Annotated in this window: 16 protein-coding genes; 7 read left to right on the top strand and 9 right to left on the bottom strand. The window is 37.5% G+C overall.

Features of this window, described 5'->3' with window-relative positions; genetic code table 11:
- The first annotated feature begins 2 nt into the window (after positions 1-2).
- The gene (locus tag HUS24_RS13955; protein ID WP_173912602.1) at positions 3-566 is read left to right on the top strand and encodes a hypothetical protein; all 564 of its coding nucleotides are present in this window, start codon (positions 3-5) and stop codon (positions 564-566) included.
- A 41-nt stretch (positions 567-607) separates the two neighbouring features.
- Here HUS24_RS13955 and HUS24_RS13950 read toward each other — a convergent pair whose 3' ends face one another.
- A complete protein-coding gene (locus HUS24_RS13950) occupies positions 608-1,063 on the bottom strand; it encodes a DUF6210 family protein (RefSeq protein WP_173912601.1) in 456 nt (151 codons plus the stop codon).
- Between the two features lie 174 nt (positions 1,064-1,237).
- On the opposite strand from HUS24_RS13950, the gene HUS24_RS13945 reads away from it, so the two are divergent.
- Complete coding sequence (locus HUS24_RS13945; RefSeq protein ID WP_171530921.1) at positions 1,238-1,654, top strand: PaaI family thioesterase; 417 nt, start codon at positions 1,238-1,240, stop codon at positions 1,652-1,654.
- Positions 1,655-1,786: 132 nt separating this feature from the next.
- On the opposite strand, the gene HUS24_RS13940 is transcribed toward HUS24_RS13945, so the two are convergent.
- Positions 1,787-3,178 carry a Do family serine endopeptidase gene (locus tag HUS24_RS13940; protein ID WP_173912600.1) on the bottom strand — a complete coding sequence of 464 codons (1,392 nt, stop codon included), beginning with the start codon at positions 3,176-3,178 and terminating at the stop codon, positions 1,787-1,789.
- A gap of 228 nt (positions 3,179-3,406) precedes the next feature.
- Between HUS24_RS13940 and nadB the strand changes: the two genes are divergently transcribed.
- The gene (gene nadB, locus HUS24_RS13935; RefSeq protein ID WP_173912599.1) at positions 3,407-5,044 is read left to right on the top strand and encodes an L-aspartate oxidase; all 1,638 of its coding nucleotides are present in this window, start codon (positions 3,407-3,409) and stop codon (positions 5,042-5,044) included.
- A gap of 76 nt (positions 5,045-5,120) precedes the next feature.
- On the opposite strand, the gene HUS24_RS13930 is transcribed toward nadB, so the two are convergent.
- Complete coding sequence (locus HUS24_RS13930) at positions 5,121-5,930, bottom strand: rhomboid family intramembrane serine protease (RefSeq protein ID WP_173912598.1); 810 nt, start codon at positions 5,928-5,930, stop codon at positions 5,121-5,123.
- Between the two features lie 75 nt (positions 5,931-6,005).
- On the opposite strand from HUS24_RS13930, the gene mtgA reads away from it, so the two are divergent.
- Complete coding sequence (mtgA, locus tag HUS24_RS13925) at positions 6,006-6,680, top strand: monofunctional biosynthetic peptidoglycan transglycosylase (protein ID WP_173912597.1); 675 nt, start codon at positions 6,006-6,008, stop codon at positions 6,678-6,680.
- Between the two features lie 125 nt (positions 6,681-6,805).
- On the top strand, positions 6,806-8,887 hold the full coding sequence (gene ppk1 / locus HUS24_RS13920; RefSeq protein WP_173912596.1) for a polyphosphate kinase 1: 2,082 nt from the start codon (positions 6,806-6,808) through the stop codon (positions 8,885-8,887).
- Positions 8,888-8,963: 76 nt separating this feature from the next.
- On the opposite strand, the gene oxyR is transcribed toward ppk1, so the two are convergent.
- From oxyR to rubA, 4 genes are all read right to left on the bottom strand, one after another.
- Positions 8,964-9,872 (bottom strand): LysR family transcriptional regulator OxyR, encoded by a 909-nt coding sequence (oxyR, locus tag HUS24_RS13915; protein WP_173912595.1) that lies wholly within the window; start codon positions 9,870-9,872, stop codon positions 8,964-8,966.
- 12 nt (positions 9,873-9,884) lie between these two features.
- Positions 9,885-10,823 (bottom strand): esterase EstB, encoded by a 939-nt coding sequence (gene estB, locus HUS24_RS13910; RefSeq protein WP_217424361.1) that lies wholly within the window; start codon positions 10,821-10,823, stop codon positions 9,885-9,887.
- 61 nt (positions 10,824-10,884) lie between these two features.
- Positions 10,885-12,075, bottom strand: coding sequence for an NAD(P)/FAD-dependent oxidoreductase (locus HUS24_RS13905; protein ID WP_173912594.1), 1,191 nt, complete (start codon positions 12,073-12,075; stop codon positions 10,885-10,887).
- A gap of 76 nt (positions 12,076-12,151) precedes the next feature.
- Entirely contained in the window at positions 12,152-12,316 is a 165-nt protein-coding gene (gene rubA / locus HUS24_RS13900) for a rubredoxin RubA (protein ID WP_065994895.1), read from the bottom strand.
- 597 nt (positions 12,317-12,913) lie between these two features.
- Here rubA and HUS24_RS13895 point away from each other — a divergent pair.
- Positions 12,914-13,456 carry an adenine phosphoribosyltransferase gene (locus tag HUS24_RS13895; protein WP_173912593.1) on the top strand — a complete coding sequence of 181 codons (543 nt, stop codon included), beginning with the start codon at positions 12,914-12,916 and terminating at the stop codon, positions 13,454-13,456.
- 81 nt (positions 13,457-13,537) lie between these two features.
- On the opposite strand, the gene HUS24_RS13890 is transcribed toward HUS24_RS13895, so the two are convergent.
- Entirely contained in the window at positions 13,538-14,029 is a 492-nt protein-coding gene (locus HUS24_RS13890) for a YqiA/YcfP family alpha/beta fold hydrolase (protein WP_173912592.1), read from the bottom strand.
- 413 nt (positions 14,030-14,442) lie between these two features.
- On the bottom strand, positions 14,443-15,168 hold the full coding sequence (locus HUS24_RS13885) for a hypothetical protein (RefSeq protein WP_173912591.1): 726 nt from the start codon (positions 15,166-15,168) through the stop codon (positions 14,443-14,445).
- Positions 15,169-15,284: 116 nt separating this feature from the next.
- Between HUS24_RS13885 and lysS the strand changes: the two genes are divergently transcribed.
- Complete coding sequence (gene lysS, locus HUS24_RS13880; protein ID WP_217424360.1) at positions 15,285-16,811, top strand: lysine--tRNA ligase; 1,527 nt, start codon at positions 15,285-15,287, stop codon at positions 16,809-16,811.
- Positions 16,812-16,959: the final 148 nt, after the last annotated feature.

Here is a 16,959-nt window from a genome sequence, read left to right as displayed (position 1 = left end):
TCATGTCAAAAAATATCTATAAATATTCAATTGCTTTCATGAGCTGTTTAGCCCTCCAATCTGCTCAAGCGAAAGAAATAAAAATTACTGAACAACTCATTTCTGATGCTTTTAACTGTAAAGTAACACTAGATGAAGCAGTAGAGGTTTATTCTTATCTATATGAAAATAAAGATGAAATGACTGATGATGAAGTCCAGGAAATAGATTTCCCTTCCGCATTTGATAAAATTAATCAAAAAATTACTGTGCATGGATTTTCAAGTTATTATGTGAATAATCAAATTGGTGCAGAAGGTGAATTTGTAAAATTATCTTTAATGGTGCCCAATAAAAAGTCTTTTGAAACGGTTGAAAAGTCTGCGAAAACCTTAAATGCAAAGTCTGATGCAGAATTTAATGATCAAGCCAAAGCAATGAATTTAAAATTGCGTTCTTATCAAATATCCCAAAGTAAAAAGGGTAAATTTACTACAACCCAATCTATATCAAATAATTGGGCGCCTGATGAGCAACACAATCCATGGCCATTGGTTGAGCTCAGTTGTCAATATGAAAAGAATTAAAATCAATTTCTTAAACATATGTTGATGTTAAAAAATTTAAATCAATCACAATTTTTCGAAATTAAAATTGCTTTGCCATAAGGAGAAATAACAGGAACCCACGCTTCAGTTATTTCTTCTAAGCGACTCATGTCCAAAAATAAATGCTGACGTTTATCGTCTTCTGTATGTTCAGATGTAGTGAACCAAATTGTAATATTTTCAACATAAGCTTTGAGTTGATCAATTTGTTGAGTATTCAAGGAATGTTGGCTTTGGCAATATTTACCTTGATGAAAAATGTGTCTTAACTTATTTGAATAATTGTCTAAAACATCATCTGTATTGAATGTTTCCCCTATCAAGGGAATCAGAAAACCTTCGATATATCGAATTTCATTTTCTAGTCCTGCACATTGGGTAACATAGAAAATTTGTGTCGGTTTTTCTACGATCAAATACAACCAAGATGTTTGTGTACCATCATCAGCATCTATGAAAATGTAGGGTGTTTGCATAGTTTTTATTAAAAGTTATCTTATAAGTGGTTTTAAAATAGAACAAAATAAAAGCATTGGCAAAAAATTTCCTTACCACTCAAAAAGTGAACCCAAGAGTTCTTAAGTCTATTCACAAAAACATTTATATTGAGAAGGTCATGAAATAAAGCAATGGCTTAGGGATAGATAGAAATGAAAAGTAGCAAACAGGAAATTATTGATTTTTTAACCGTACATTTTCCACCGAGTTTAGAAAAATGTGAAATTGAAGAGGTGACTGAATGTGGTGCAACTTTGATATGGCACGTGAGTGGCACAGATATTCGTCCAGGTGGAACCATTTCAGGCCCAACCATGATGACGCTGGCTGATTTTGCTTTATATGTCGCAATCTTAGGGGAAATAGGCATTGTCGGTTTAGCAGTCACGACCAATTTAAATGTTAATTTTTTACGTAAACCTTCTGGTGGTGTCGATTTGCGTGGTGTATGTAAATTGATGAAAGTCGGACAAGCTTTGATTGTAGGTGAAGTTTGGATCTATTCAATTGATCAAGAGCAACCTGTGGCGCATGTTACAGGCACTTATTCTATTCCTCCGAAAAGATAAGGTTTAATCATTTAAATAATAGAAACGTCAAATAGCATTTTTAAAACAGTACTATTTAAAATAGGAAATAGTCGAGTTGAAGACTATTTCCTATCAGTTATTTCTTAAACGTGATTTATTTGTTGCAATATATTATTGGATACGCAAACCTAACATTGCATGTTGCCCTTCACGAATAATCGCTACACGTGCCACAGTATTGGTTTTTAATTCAGATACTGCTTCAACAAAATCATTGGCATTTAAAATTGGTTTTGAATTAATTTGCGTCACAATATCTCCTGCAAGAAGGCGAGATTGTGCTGCCAACCCACCACGTGTAATGTCTTGGATCAACACACCACCTTTGATACCCAAACGAGATTTTTCAGCTTCGTTTAATGAACGAATGGCTACTCCAAGTGTTGGACCCTTTTTCTTAGGAGATGTAACGGCATTTTCACTTTTTGCAGGTGTATCATCTGGTGCAATCGTGAGTTTTGCACTAATCACTTTAGGCTTATCATCACGCAAAATTTCCAACTGTACAGTTTGTTCTGGCTGAGTACGATTTAGATAGTTTAATAACTCGCTCGTACGTGAAATTGGTGAGCCATTGTATTTCATGATGACATCACCCGCTCTAAAACCAGCTTTATCCGCAGGTGAACCTGCTGCAACTTGAGTAATCAATGAACCTTCTGGTTTATCCAGTTTATAAGCTTCTGCTAAGTTACGGTCAATATCTTGTAGCATTACCCCTAGATACGAACGTGTCACTTTACCATTCTTCTTCAATTGATCTACCACATCCATTGCGACATCAATTGGAATCGAGAATGACAAGCCCATATAACCGCCTGTACCACTAAAGATACGTGAGTTAACACCTACCACCTGACCTTGTTGGTTAAAGAGAGGGCCCCCTGAGTTACCTGGGTTCAAAGCTACATCTGTTTGAATAAATGGAACCGATGTTTCACCTAACATATTGCGAGACTTGGCACTGACAATCCCTGCTGATGCTGAATAATCAAAGCCAAATGGCGAACCAATGGCAAGTACAGGCTGTCCAACTTTTAATTGATCAACATTGCCAACGCTTAATGATGGGAAATTTCGACCGTCCACTTTCAATAAAGCAATATCGGTACGTTCATCACTACCAATCACTTTGGCATCAATTTCACGGCGGTCATTTAAAACAATCGTCACCTTAGAGGCATCTTCAACGACATGGTGGTTGGTGAGGAGATAACCATCCTGACTAATAAAGAAGGCACTGCCATAACCTGTTTTTTCTTGAGGAATTTGTTGCTGAGGAATAATAATTTGATTACCAAAAAAACGTTTTAAAATCTCAGGAACTTGTTGCTGTAATAATTCTTCTTGAGAAAGCTTTTTAACAACGTTCACGCTGACTACAGCAGGACTGACTTGTTCTACCAAGTTTGAGAAATCGACAGGTGCTTGTGCTTGAGCTTGTGTTGCTGCAACTGTAAATACAGCCGCATACATTCCTTTTTGTATAAAGCCATTTTTCATGAGATAGTAAACCTACAAATTTTGTTCTTTATTGACATACTTGTTTGTAACACACAAATATAAACTGTTGCGTAATAAAATGTTTCTATATTTTTAAAAAACAATACTTTACTTAAAAAATGCTTAAAATACGATGAATTTGCCGAATAGACTAAAATCTGAGACTTATAACTATTGAAATTTATTTAAAAAAAGAGTGTCATTACCAAACTCTTTTCAAATTAGCTGATGGACATGTCTAATTTAAAAACCACGCACCAATTTGACGTGATTATTGTGGGAAGTGGTGGCGCAGGTTTAAGCCTAGCTTTATCTTTGCCAACACATTTTAAAATTGCTGTTTTAGCCAAATCAAGCTTAACCGATGCCAGTACTTATTATGCCCAAGGTGGTGTTGCGGCTGTGCTTGATGAAACTGACTCTATTGAACAACATATAGATGACACTATGATTGCGGGTGCACATTTATGTGAAATGGATGCAGTGAAGCAAACCGTTGAAGGTGGTCGCCCTTCAGTTGACTTTTTACTTGAACATGGCGTGAAATTCACCTTAGATGAAGATGAACAATTGCATCTGACCCGTGAAGGTGGGCATTCACAGCGCCGTATTATTCATGCAGCAGATGCAACGGGCAAAGCCATTTCCACGACACTGGTTGAGCGTGCTCAAGAAAAACAAAATATTACTATTTTTGAAAATTTCATTGCGATTGATCTGATCACGACACACAAATTAGGTCATAAAGAACTGGTAAATAAAGCTTTAGGTTTGTATGCACTCGATGAACGTAATGAAAAAGTACATACTTTTTTAGCACCTTTCACCGCACTTGCATGTGGTGGTGCAATGAAAGCGTATTTATATACCTCTAATCCTGATATTGCTACAGGTGACGGTATTGCGATGGCATATCGTGCAGGCTGCCGAGTGGCTAATATGGAATTTAACCAATTTCATCCGACCTGTTTATACCATCCACAAGCACGCTCTTTTTTAATTACTGAAGCGATGCGTGGAGAGGGTGCTTATTTACGTTTACCTGATGGTGAACGGTTTATGTTGCGTTTTGATGAGCGTGCAGAGCTTGCGCCACGTGATATTGTGGCACGGGCGATTGATTTTGAAATTAAACGTTTGGGTATTCGTCATGTGTGGCTTGACATTACCCATAAATCTGCTGATTTTGTGAAAGAACATTTTCCAACTTTATATGCACGTTTGATGGAGTTGGGTATCGACATTACCAAAGATATGATCCCTGTGGTTCCTGCTGCCCACTATACCTGCGGTGGCGTAGTTGTGGATGAAAATAGTGAAACCGACATTGCAGGTTTATATGCGATTGGGGAAACCTCATACACAGGTTTGCATGGCGCAAACCGTATGGCAAGTAATTCTTTATTAGAATGTTTTGTCTATGGCATGAGTGCTGCAAAAGATATTCAAGAAAAATTTGATCATTCTTTTGAAGTTCCAAATGTACCAGAATGGGATGCTACACAAGCGGTAAGTCCTGATGAAGAAGTGGTGATTTTACAAAACTGGGATGAGCTACGTCAGACCATGTGGAATTATGTCGGCATCGTGCGCACCACCAAGCGTTTGGAACGTGCCTTACATCGTATAGAGATGCTGAAACAGGAAATTACTGAATATTATCAAGATTATCATGTCAGTAAGAATTTGATTGAGCTGCGTAACTTAGTCTTAGTATCAGAAATGATCGTGCGTTGTGCCATGCAACGTAAAGAATCTCGCGGTTTACATTACACCTTGGATTATCCTGAACAATCAAGCGAGCTACGCAAAACTGTACTCACACCACCAAACTTTAAAGTAGAAACACCTTTGGTAAATAACTAAGGGCGACTTTAACTTTAAAAATAGGAAATAGTCTATTTCAGGCTATTTCCTTAACTTCCTTAATGCTTAGATACGTTTAAAATTTTAATTGGCTTTTCATTTGTATGACTGCATCTTTCCATAATGGGCTAATTGGCTGAATAAGCTGTTGTAGATACATATAGATAGCGTATGTTGTCACAGCAGTGATGACTAGAATTACTACATTCACGATGGGATTGGCTTTGCTACGTTGTATGACATACCACAATAACGCTAAAGTTGCGCCCATGATCATGCCACCAATGTGTGCAGCATTATTGATGCCTTGAGTAAAGAAACCAAAGGCAAGGTTAATCGCTAAAATGATTAAAAGGGATTTTTTATCTAAAATAAAACGTTGCTGCGGTGTCGGTGGAAAGAGTGATAATAAAGTAAGCGCACCACCTAGTCCCATCACTGCACCAGATGCACCTGCGGATACACGAGGAATCATGCTTTGATCATGAGTTTGTAAAAAGGTATAGGCATTTTGAATATCAATATAACCACTGAGCAAGCTGCCCATTAAACCTGCAAGCACATACAAACCTAGATAATAAAACTTGCCAAAAGTTTCCTCAGCGACATTGCCAAAAATATACAATGCCCACATGTTGAAGCCCAAGTGCATTAAACCAAAATGGAAAAACATGCTACTAAATAAACGAAAAGGTTCTTCTAAAAAGGTTAAAGGGGCATAATCTGCACCCCAGAGCAATGCATCTCGAATACTTGGGTTGTTTATGTTGACACCTGAGATAACTTGCCAAGCAAATAAACCCACATTGATGATGATCAATAGTAAGGTGATTTTCCCTATGGCTTGACGTGGTTGAACTTGGAAAGGTGGTTGCATTTCTGACATAACATTATATTCTGTGCGTTGTTATGGACTTAAGCTTAACATGAATTTTTCTTGAATTTGGAGTAACTGACTGACATGAAAGCCTTTATTGTTCGTAGTTTGTTAATCATTGTCAGTATTCTTATTCTGATTCAGTTGTGGATTTTTTCAAGTTTGGTGTATTGGCGCAGCAATCCTGTCGAAACGACCATGTTTATGCGTTGGACTTATTTGTCAGATTTTAAACCGATCAAGCACCAATGGCGTGATTATGATGAGATCAGCGATAATTTCAAACATGCGATTGTGGCTGCTGAAGATGCTAAATTTCTCGATCACCATGGTTTTGACTGGGATGGTATCGAAAATGCACTTGAACGTAATATGAAAAAGGAAAAAGTGGTTGCTGGTGGTTCGACTATTTCACAGCAGTTGGCGAAAAATCTATTTTTTTATAATCGTCGTTCTTATATTCGTAAAGGTCAAGAAACCATTGCCACCATCATGATGGAACGCATGTGGTCAAAACAGCGCATTTTAGAAGTGTATATGAACTCGGTGGAGTTTGGTGATCACATTTATGGGGTGGAAGCCGCAACACGGCATTATTATGGAAAAACTGCCAAAAGTTTGACCCGTGAACAAGCGGCATTTTTGGCGGCTATTTTGACAAATCCTAAATATTATCAAGAGCATCCAGATGATCGTAAATTGAACTATCGGAAAGGATTGATCTTAAAATATATGCGATCAACCCGTGTACCTAATTAGATGTTAAGACATTGCAATACAAATAAATTTATCTTTTAAAAGTGCAGCTAATTGCACTTTTTTTATGAAATTGTCACAAAATTGAAGCATACTAATAGAAAGATCTTTAAATGCAGGCGAGTTGCATGAGTAGCGCACCAAATAATCCACCAGCTGAATATACCTATAATGAACGCTATATTAACCGTGAATTGTCAATTTTAGACTTTCATTTACGTGTGTTAGAACAAGCGGTTGACCCTTTACATCCGATATTAGATCGGATGAATTTTTTATTGATCTTTTCACGTAATATGGATGAATTTTTTGAAATCCGTGTTGCAGGTGTGATGGAACAACTGGCTTTGGGGAATGAAAGCCGTAGTCCAGATGGTTTAACACCACGCCAAGTTTTAGAGTCAATTTCTAAAACAGCGCATGCTGCGATTGAACGTCAATATCGTATTTTAAATGATGAAATCTTTCCAAAATTGCGTGAAGAAGACATTTGTTTTTTACGTCGTGGTGAGTTAACACCTGCACAATCTGCATGGGTTAAAAAATACTTTCAAGAACAAGTTGCTCCTGTGTTAACACCGATCAGTCTTGATCCAGCGCATCCATTTCCACGCTTAGTCAATAAAAGTTTAAATTTTATTGTGACTTTGGAAGGTAAAGATGCATTTGGTCGTCAGATCGACCTAGCTGTGGTGCCTGCACCACGTTCATTACCGCGTGTGGTGCGTTTACCTGATGAGCTCACAGGTGGCAAAGAGCATTTTGTGATGTTGTCTGCCATTATTCATGAGCATGTGTCTGACTTGTTCCCTGGCATGACGGCAACAGGCTGTTATCAATTCCGTGTTACTCGAAATGCTGATCTGGCATTGAATGAGGATGTAGAAGACCTCGCCAAAGCACTCAAAGGTGAATTAAGCTCACGTCGTTTTGGTCGTGCAGTTCGTTTAGAAGTCACGGAAAATTGTCCTCAGCCGATTTATGAGTATCTTTTAGAAGAGTTCGATTTACACGAAGAGCAACTTTATAAAGTCGATGGCCCTGTGAATTTGGCACGTTTGGTCTCAAACTTTAAACGTCCACATATGCGTTATGATGCACATATTCCTGCGATTCCAAAAGTGCTGAAAAAGACTGAAAATATTTTTGCAGCCATGCAAAAACAAGACATTTTATTGCATCATCCATTTGAGTCTTTTGCACCAGTTATTAACTTATTGCGTGAAGCGGCACGTGATCCACAAGTATTGGCGATTAAACAAACATTATATCGTAGTGGCGCAGATTCAGAAATTGTGCAAGTACTTGCCGAAGCAGCTCGTAATGGTAAAGAAGTCACCGCTGTGATCGAGTTGCGTGCCCGTTTTGATGAAGAGTCGAATATTGCAGTAGCAAATGTCTTGCAAGAAGCGGGTGCAGTCGTGGTGTATGGCATTGTCGGTTATAAAACCCATGCCAAAATGATTTTGGTGGTACGCCGAGAAAACAATAAACTGGTGCGTTATGTGCATTTAGGTACGGGTAACTACCATGCAACCAATGCTCGAATCTATACTGACTATGGTTTGATGACCACTGACAAAGAATTGTGTGAGGATGTGCATCGTATTTTCCAAGAACTGACAGGTATGGGCAAAATGGCGAAGTTGAAAAAGCTTCTGCATGCACCATTTACCTTGCATGCACAGCTTTTGGCTTTTATTGATGATGAGATTGCCAATGCCAAAGCAGGTAAGCCTGCGCAGATTATTGTGAAAGTTAATGCTTTAACCGAAGTTCAGTTGATCAATAAGCTCTATGAAGCATCGCAAGCTGGCGTACAAATTGACTTAATTATCCGTTCAATTTGCTGCTTGCGTCCGGGTTTGCCAAACCTTTCGGAAAATATCCGCGTACGTTCGATTGTGGGACGTTTCTTAGAACATACACGTGTTTATTATTTTAGCAATAATGGGAATGCGCGAATTTATTGTTCAAGTGCCGACTGGATGGATCGTAATTTATTTAACCGTGTAGAAGTCTGCTTCCCTGTCGAAGATCCTGCGTTAAAGAAACGTATTTATCAACAAGGGTTGTTGAATTATTTGCAAGATAATCAACAAGCTTGGTTGTTACAAGGGGATGGTACTTGGGTACGTGCTGAGCCGAAAGAAGGTGAAGAGTTGCATAATTCACAAAGAGCGTTAATAGACGCATTTAAACAGAATTAAGCGATAAAAAAATGGAGTCAAATGACTCCATTTTTTATGAATGATCTATTAAATCTTAAAAAACAATTTCAAGATTTTAATGCAATTCTACAGCAATGATTTTTTGTAAAATCTGTACCAAGACATCAAACTCACTTTGCAATGGTGTACTTTTACGTGTCACTAATGCCAAAGTGCGAGAAGGTGCATTTTCAATTGATTTAACAATCAGTTGTTCATTGCTTTTCAGCATATGTGTATGGACAGCGATTTCAGGCAGAAGGGTAAAGCCTAAATTAGAATTTACCATTTCAACCAATGTTGGCAAAGAGCTTGCTTTTAAACGATGATCATTTTTACGCTCACCGATAGGACAAGCACTTAAAGTGTGATCTCTTAAGCAATGACCTTCTTCAAGTAACATCAGATGCGATAAGTCTAAATCATCTAAAGAGCGTGCATTGGCTGCATTTTGGTCGGCTTTATTGCACACCAAAAATAAGTTTTCTTTTGCAATCTCTGCCACTTTTAAACCGCGTGTGTCAAACGGTAGCGCCAACATGATCATGTCTAAATTACCATGTTCAAGTTTTTCTACAATTTTTTCACTTTGCGCTTCGTGCAAATGCAATTGAATTTTTGGAAGTTGCTTATGCACCTCATTCAAAAGTTGCGACAAAATAAACGGTGCTATCGTTGGAATAATTCCGAGATGTAAATCGCCAGTTAAAGGCTCACTCATCTCACGACTTAAACGCATCAAGTCTTGAGCATCTGCGAGTAGAACACGGGCTCGGGCAACGACTTGCTCGCCTAATGGGGTTAAACGTACATTTTGGCGATCACGTTCAACGAGTACGCCACCCAATAAACGTTCCAGCTCCATAATCCCGCCTGAAAGGGTGGATTGAGTGACAAACGAACGGCGCGCTGCTTCAGTAAAGTGCAACGTCTCAGACAGTGTTACGAGGTATGACAGCTGTCTTAGGGATGGTAATGCAGCCATAGTGTCCTAATTTTATGATTTAAAATGATGCGCAAATAAACCGCTAAGCTGAGGAATAAAGTGCGGAGGTATATCATGCCCCATTCCTTGAATTAATTCAAATTTAGCGCCTTTGATTGCCTTCGCTACAGCTTTACCGTGACTCGGTGGAAGTAAACGGTCACGTGAGCCATGTACCACCAAAGTTGGCTGTTGAATTTGCTTATCTAATTGCAGTAATGAGCCTGTACATAATATTGCTAAAAACTGTTGAAGTACACCCGCTGGATGGTAACTACGTTGATATAATTTACGTGCGATCTGCAGCGCTTCCATTTGATTAATATAACCTGGTGAACCAATGGTATGAAATATCTTTAATGAATGGTTCACAATGCCTTCTTCATCACGAGAAGGTGGCTTGCCTATTAGACTAAAGAGTTGTTTTGGAAATGGTGGAGGTAATAAGGGTTGGTTATTGCTGGTAAATAATAATCCAATTTTATCAATCTTTTCAGGATACTTGGCAGCTAAAATTTGAGAAATCATGCCGCCCATAGATGCACCTAAAATATTAACTTTGCCTAAGCCCAAATGGTCAATCAAAAGTGCGACATCATCTGCCATGTCATATAAGTTATAAGGTGCACCATCATTAGGTAAACCTAATGCAAATCTTCCCATTAATTTATATGAGTTTAAGCGTGGGCCTTTATGGCGAATTTTTGAAGATAGACCAATATCTCGATTGTCAAAACGAACCACATGGTAGCCTTGATCAATTAACGATTTACAAAAAAAATCAGGCCAAAATAACATTTGCGCACCCAAGCCCATCACCAACAGGATGGTTGGATTTTTAGGATCGCCTCCAGATTCGACATGCAGTTGAATACCATTGCCTAAATCAACTTTGGTTTCTTGCATAAAAGAGGTGTATGGGGAGCTTTGAAATTGGAGTGCGCTATTCATTTTTTTATTTTCCTAAAAAGGATGTTCTGTTTTTAGAACATCCTTAACATAGAGCTTTAATTTAAACAGAAGCTGGAATAAGGTCTGGCACAAGTTTAGTGAGTGCTAAACGTTGTTTCCCAGCAGTTGCACCGAGAAGCACAAAACCACGAAGTGTGCCTTCTGCATCCGTTGCTTTTGATAACATACCATCGTCAAATTCTTCATTGTCCCAAGTGACATCAACGCCAATCGGAGCAGGTAAGACAGTTAATGGTGCAGCAGGTGTTTTTACTGCTACAGGCATTGCAGGGTAGTGAACATTGGTACTTTGACCACTTAAGGTTTTGGCTAAAGCACGTGCTTGTTGCATCAATGGCATGACATAAGGCAGCAAGGTACCGTTCACTTCTGCACAGTCACCAATCGCATAAATATCTGCTTGATTGGTTTCTAATAATGTATTGGTAATAACACCACGACTGGTGGCAATATTTGCAGTTTTAGCAAGGTTAATATTTGGCTGTAAACCAATTGCAGAAAGCACAACATCGGCAACTAAGGATTGACCATTTGCCAAAGAAATCACATAACCACGCTCAGTTTTAGAGACTTTTTCTACAGTTGTACCTAGTGCAAACTTGATGCCTGATTCTTCAAGGTTTTCTTTAAATGCTTGGGCAACATGATTTGGTAATAGACGACCCAAAGGCTGAGGTGCTAAATCAATCACTGTCACTTGATGACCTGTGTTTTGTAAGTCATTGGCAAACTCACAACCAATTAGACCTGCACCTAAAATCACAACACGTTTATCATCACATTCGCCTGTTGAGCAATTATCCAGTGAATCACGGAATGCACGATAGTCAATCAGGGAGTTCACTACATGAATATCATCACTACCATCACCCGCAATCGCAAGGCGAATTGGGTTTGCTCCCACAGCTAAAATCAGTTTTGAATAATCTTGTGTTGAAACTTGACCATCTTTTTCTAAGATCAGTTGATGTTTTTCTGCATCAATTGACTTGACCCAAGTTTCAGTTTCAATACGCATATTTAGTTGGCTTGCCATTTTTTCAGCATCACCTAAACCAATTTGGTCTGGCGCTTTATTTCCAACTAAAGCGTTAGAAAGTGTAGGTTTGGCATAATTCACCGCATCGTCTGCACTGATCATTACAAGCGCTTGCTCTGTGCTTAATTTACGAAATTCTCTTGCGAGGGTGTAACCCGCCATTCCTGAACCCACGATGACGACTGGTTGCATATGATTCTCCACACTATTTTCTATATTTTTAAAAGTGATAAAAAAGACCATGTAAACATGGTCTTTTACAGGGTGTTTATACTTCTACCATTTCAAAATCAGCTTTAGAAACACCACAATCTGGGCAAGTCCAGTCATCTGGAATATCTTCCCATTTCGTACCTGCTGCGATGCCATCTTGTGGCCAGCCTTCTGCTTCGTCATAAATCCAACCACAAACGATGCATTGATATTTTTTCATCTACTTCTCCAAAATCTGACAGATGGCTTATGTTTTGCTGTCAGTCAAAAATCCTGCTATTAATTTGATGCGAGTGATATGCATTGCAATAGGTACATATTCAAACAAATTTTTACGTAGTTCAAGAACGAATGTAAAATAAATATGGGAGTTTACCGAACTAATCATAAAGCTGAATGGCAGAGTAGGACAAAAGCACGGTTGTTTGGGCAAATTTAGGGTGTTTTTGTTAGACAATAATAAATTTAATTTTAAGTTTTATCGCATTTGTTAAGTTTTGGTCTGATGCTTAGCGTTATTGAAATATAAAATAAAGCAGCGTGTTATTAAAAATAAAAGATTAATTTACATTGTATCTTTTTTATTCAAGATAAATTAAGTGAAAATGCGAGTATTTAGACGATGGTCTAACAGCTTTTTGTGCACTTTTTTAGTAAAATTAGATTAAACTAATCAATAGCTAACATTTAGTAAATAAATGGCTATTGTTAAATCAATAACTTATAAAAATGAATTAATTTTTCATTGGCTTAGTGGCTTTAAAAACATCAATATTCTCGTTAAAATTGTGTCATTCTTTTCTTGATATGCTCTCCCATGATGAATACGTCTACAGCTTTGTGGTCTCACATTCGTACTGTCCAAGATTTCCCAAAACCAGGGATTTGTTTTTATGATTTAACACCACTTTTCATGAAAAATCTTGAACCACTTACTGATGCATTAATTGCAAGTATTCCTACCGAACAGCTTGCACAAGTTGAAAGTTTTGTGGCTGTAGAAGCACGTGGCTTTGTTTTAGCAAGTTTATTGGCACAGCGTACAGGTAAGGGTTTATTGTTGGTACGCAAAGCTGGAAAATTACCACCACCTGTGATTGGTGTCGGTTATAGCCTTGAATATGGTTTAGACCGTTTGGAAATGTCAGCAGAAATTCAGCCACAAAAAGTCATGATTGTGGATGATGTATTGGCAACAGGGGGTACTTTAAAAGCGGTTAAACAGTTGATGAATAAGTGTAATCATACTGTGTTAGGTGCAAGTATCTTCCTTGATTTGCAAGATTTACATGGTGATTTGGGTTTAAATATTTGGTCTGTTTTAGATGAACAATCTAAACCTGAAGCCGCAGTTGCTTGATTGAGTTTATTTTTAAGTTTATAAGTAATTAATTTTTTAAATAATTTTGAAAGCCTTGTAAGTATATGCTTGCAAGGCTTTTTATATGATAAACGTATTTTGCATATACTCGATCATACGGTTTAAATTTTCAGGCAAAGCCAAGCGATGATGTCCGCCTTGCATCATTTCTACATGCATATATGGTTCAAGCATATGTGATGTTTTATACATATCCAGCACTTCATCCCCAAGTTCGATATACGCTGTTTGTGGAATATCATGTTCTAGGTCTAGCTCTGTAATCGGTACATAATCTGAACGAAAATCAGGCTGTAAGCTTGGGTTAGCAATGATGGCAGGAATACGAAAAAGTTGTGACATTTTCAATGCCCAATAGCCGCCTAAACTATGCCCGACAATAAGTTTAGGTTGGATTTTTTGAATAATATCCTGATATAAATGCGCTACGGTATCGTAGTTTAAATTACGATAATCAATATCAATACAATACTTTTGTGCAGCATCTAGCGCATGAAATTTGGTTGAATCTTTTGAAGAATCAAGCCCATGCATAAATAATATTTTTGACATATACATATTCATTTTTATCACGTTAAAACTGTCTTTTGTCACAAAGATAGTCAGGTTGATATAGTTTACTTTTCAACTATTTCTAAAATTATTGTACGCATCATCTTTTAAAAATGTAGTTAGATTTTGGTCTAAGGCTTAGTTAGGAAATTTTTAGTTTATGTTTGTCGATTAAAGAATTTTTGTGCATTAGATAATATTTTTTAATTTAAATGTTATTTAAGTTGTTGTTTTAATAATTTTTATGCATGTGGAAATAGCATTACTGTGATCTAAAATAAGATGTTTTTAATTTTACTAATTTGAAAAATCTGCTCAGCGTAGACATTGAACTCAGACTAAAGTTATAGGCGTGACCAATGTCTTTATAAGCTTTAAAAATAAAATATTAACTAAATTCAGTACGCATCATTTTAATTTGGACAGACAAGTTGTATGGGTTGTTCTGCTAGAAATGCTGTGGGAATCCCATTTTCATTATAAGGTTGAAAGCGTGATGCACTGAGTTCTTTTTGAACGATCTTGTTCAGCGTGGTATCTGCAGATGGATTCAACAATTCTACAGATTTCACTATACCATTAGCATTGATATAAAGTTTTGTTTGAAAAGTATAGTGACGATCTTTACGAATAATGGCATTTTCATAATTTGGATGCTGTGGTTGGAGTTTACAGAATTTTGCAGAAATTTGTGCTAACTCCTGAAAGCGAGGCTTGATCTTCCATGCCACACCCTGTGGAAATTTAACGTTTAGCATATAGCTTTGTGTGTGCTCAGGTGTGGATGGAGTCGTATTTGACCTTAGATTTTCCAATTGACTTGGATGGAGATGTGCTAATTTTTCATCATGATAGTTTTTTGCAAGATGGTTTTGAGCAAGCTCTAAAGCACGTTGGTTCAACATAGGAAATGCTGGATGAGGGTTGATTAAGTAGCTTGAAATACTTTTATTTTCTAGGTTTAAAAGCAGTTGAATTTTCCAAATATAATTTTCCGTATTTAAATTGCTGTGTTCAATGAGTTTCAAAGTAGGCAGCGATAATTCTGGCAGATTATTTTGTTGCTGATTCGATTCAATCGCCCAAGTCGTTGTAGATAGAAACAGGGTTGAAATAAAAATAACAGCTAATCTTGACATAAGGTTGAATTTTAAATTTGGCTTTAATTGGAAATTGCTGCGATTGTATGCTGCTTATTATGTTGTAAATCTGCTATGCTATGCAACTTCCGTTTTTTATTACAATCGAGGCAGAGATGACGCAACATAACGTTCAATCGACTTCTGAACCAGCTATTTCCGAAAACGATTTAATTGCACAGCGTCATGCCAAGTTAAAGCACATCCAAGAACAAGCTCAAGCGACTGGTGTTAGCCCTTGGCCAAATACATTTAAGCGTGAACATTACGCACAAGATTTACAAGACCAATTTGCAGACCAATCAAAAGAACAAATTGAAGCTGGTGAACAAATTCATGTTTCGGTTGCGGGACGTGTGATGTTAAACCGTGGCTCGTTCATTGTCATTCAAGATATGACGGGGCGTATTCAGTTGTATGTACCCCGTAAAGAATTAGAAAAAGATGTTTTAGAAACCATTAAAGGTTTGGACTTGGGCGATATCATTGCTGTGAAAGGCTATATGGGGCGTTCTGGTAAAGGTGATCTTTATGTGCATATTGAGCATTTTGAATTACTGACCAAATCATTGCGTCCACTTCCAGACAAATTTCATGGTTTAACGGATACTGAAGTTAAATACCGTAAACGTTATTTAGACCTAATTGTAAATGAAGAAACCCGTAAAACTTTTGAAATTCGTGCAAAAGTTGTGTCAGGTATTCGTAGTTATTTAACGAATGAACGTTTCATGGAAGTTGAAACTCCAATGATGCATGTGATTCCGGGTGGTGCATCTGCACGTCCATTTGAAACACATCACAATGCATTAGATATGCCGCTTTTCTTACGTATTGCACCTGAGCTGTATTTAAAACGTCTCGTAGTCGGTGGTTTTGAGCGTGTATTCGAAATTAACCGTAATTTCCGTAACGAAGGGGTTTCAACACGTCATAATCCAGAATTTACGATGATTGAGTTCTACCAAGCTTATGCAGATTATAAAGACTTGATGGCTTTGACTGAAAATATGCTCGAAAAATTGGCAATCGATATTTTGGGTTCAACCGATGTTCCTTATGGCGATGAAGTATATAGCTTTAAAGGTCCATTTAAGAAAATCTCGATGTTTGATGCGATTTTAGAACACAATCCAGAATTTACACCTGAAAATGTCAATGATCGTGAGTTCTTGGCGAAATTTGTTCAAGAAGAATTGAAAGAACAAGTAAAATCAGGCTTTGGTTTAGGTAAACTTCAAACCATCGTGTTTGAAGAAACAGTTGAAACCAAACTTCGTCAACCGACATTTATTACTGAATATCCTGCAGAAACTTCGCCATTGGCACGTCGTAATGATGATAATCCACATATCACTGATCGTTTCGAATTTTTCATTGGCGGCCGTGAGTTGGCAAATGGCTTCTCAGAATTAAATGACCCAATCGACCAAGCAGAACGTTTCCAAGCACAAGTTGCTGAAAAAGATGCAGGCGATGATGAAGCAATGCATTATGATGCTGATTTTGTTGAAGCTTTGGAATATGGTTTGCCGCCAACAGCAGGCGAAGGGATTGGGATCGACCGTTTGGTGATGTTGTTTGCCAATGCACCAAGTATTCGTGATGTAATCTTATTCCCACATATGCGTCATAAAAACTAAGTTTTTATGTACATAAAAAAGCCACTGAGAACAGTGGCTTTTTGCTTTTTAGAATAAAATAAAAATGATAGATTCTTAAAAAAATGTATATAAGGTATTGTTTATACGATAAATAATATATTTATAAAATTATACCAATCAATAAAAG

Source organism: Acinetobacter sp. Marseille-Q1618 (assembly GCF_902809855.1).
In the GTDB taxonomy this organism is placed as follows: Bacteria; Pseudomonadota; Gammaproteobacteria; order Pseudomonadales; family Moraxellaceae; genus Acinetobacter.
This window is presented reverse-complemented; position numbering and strand designations above follow the sequence as displayed.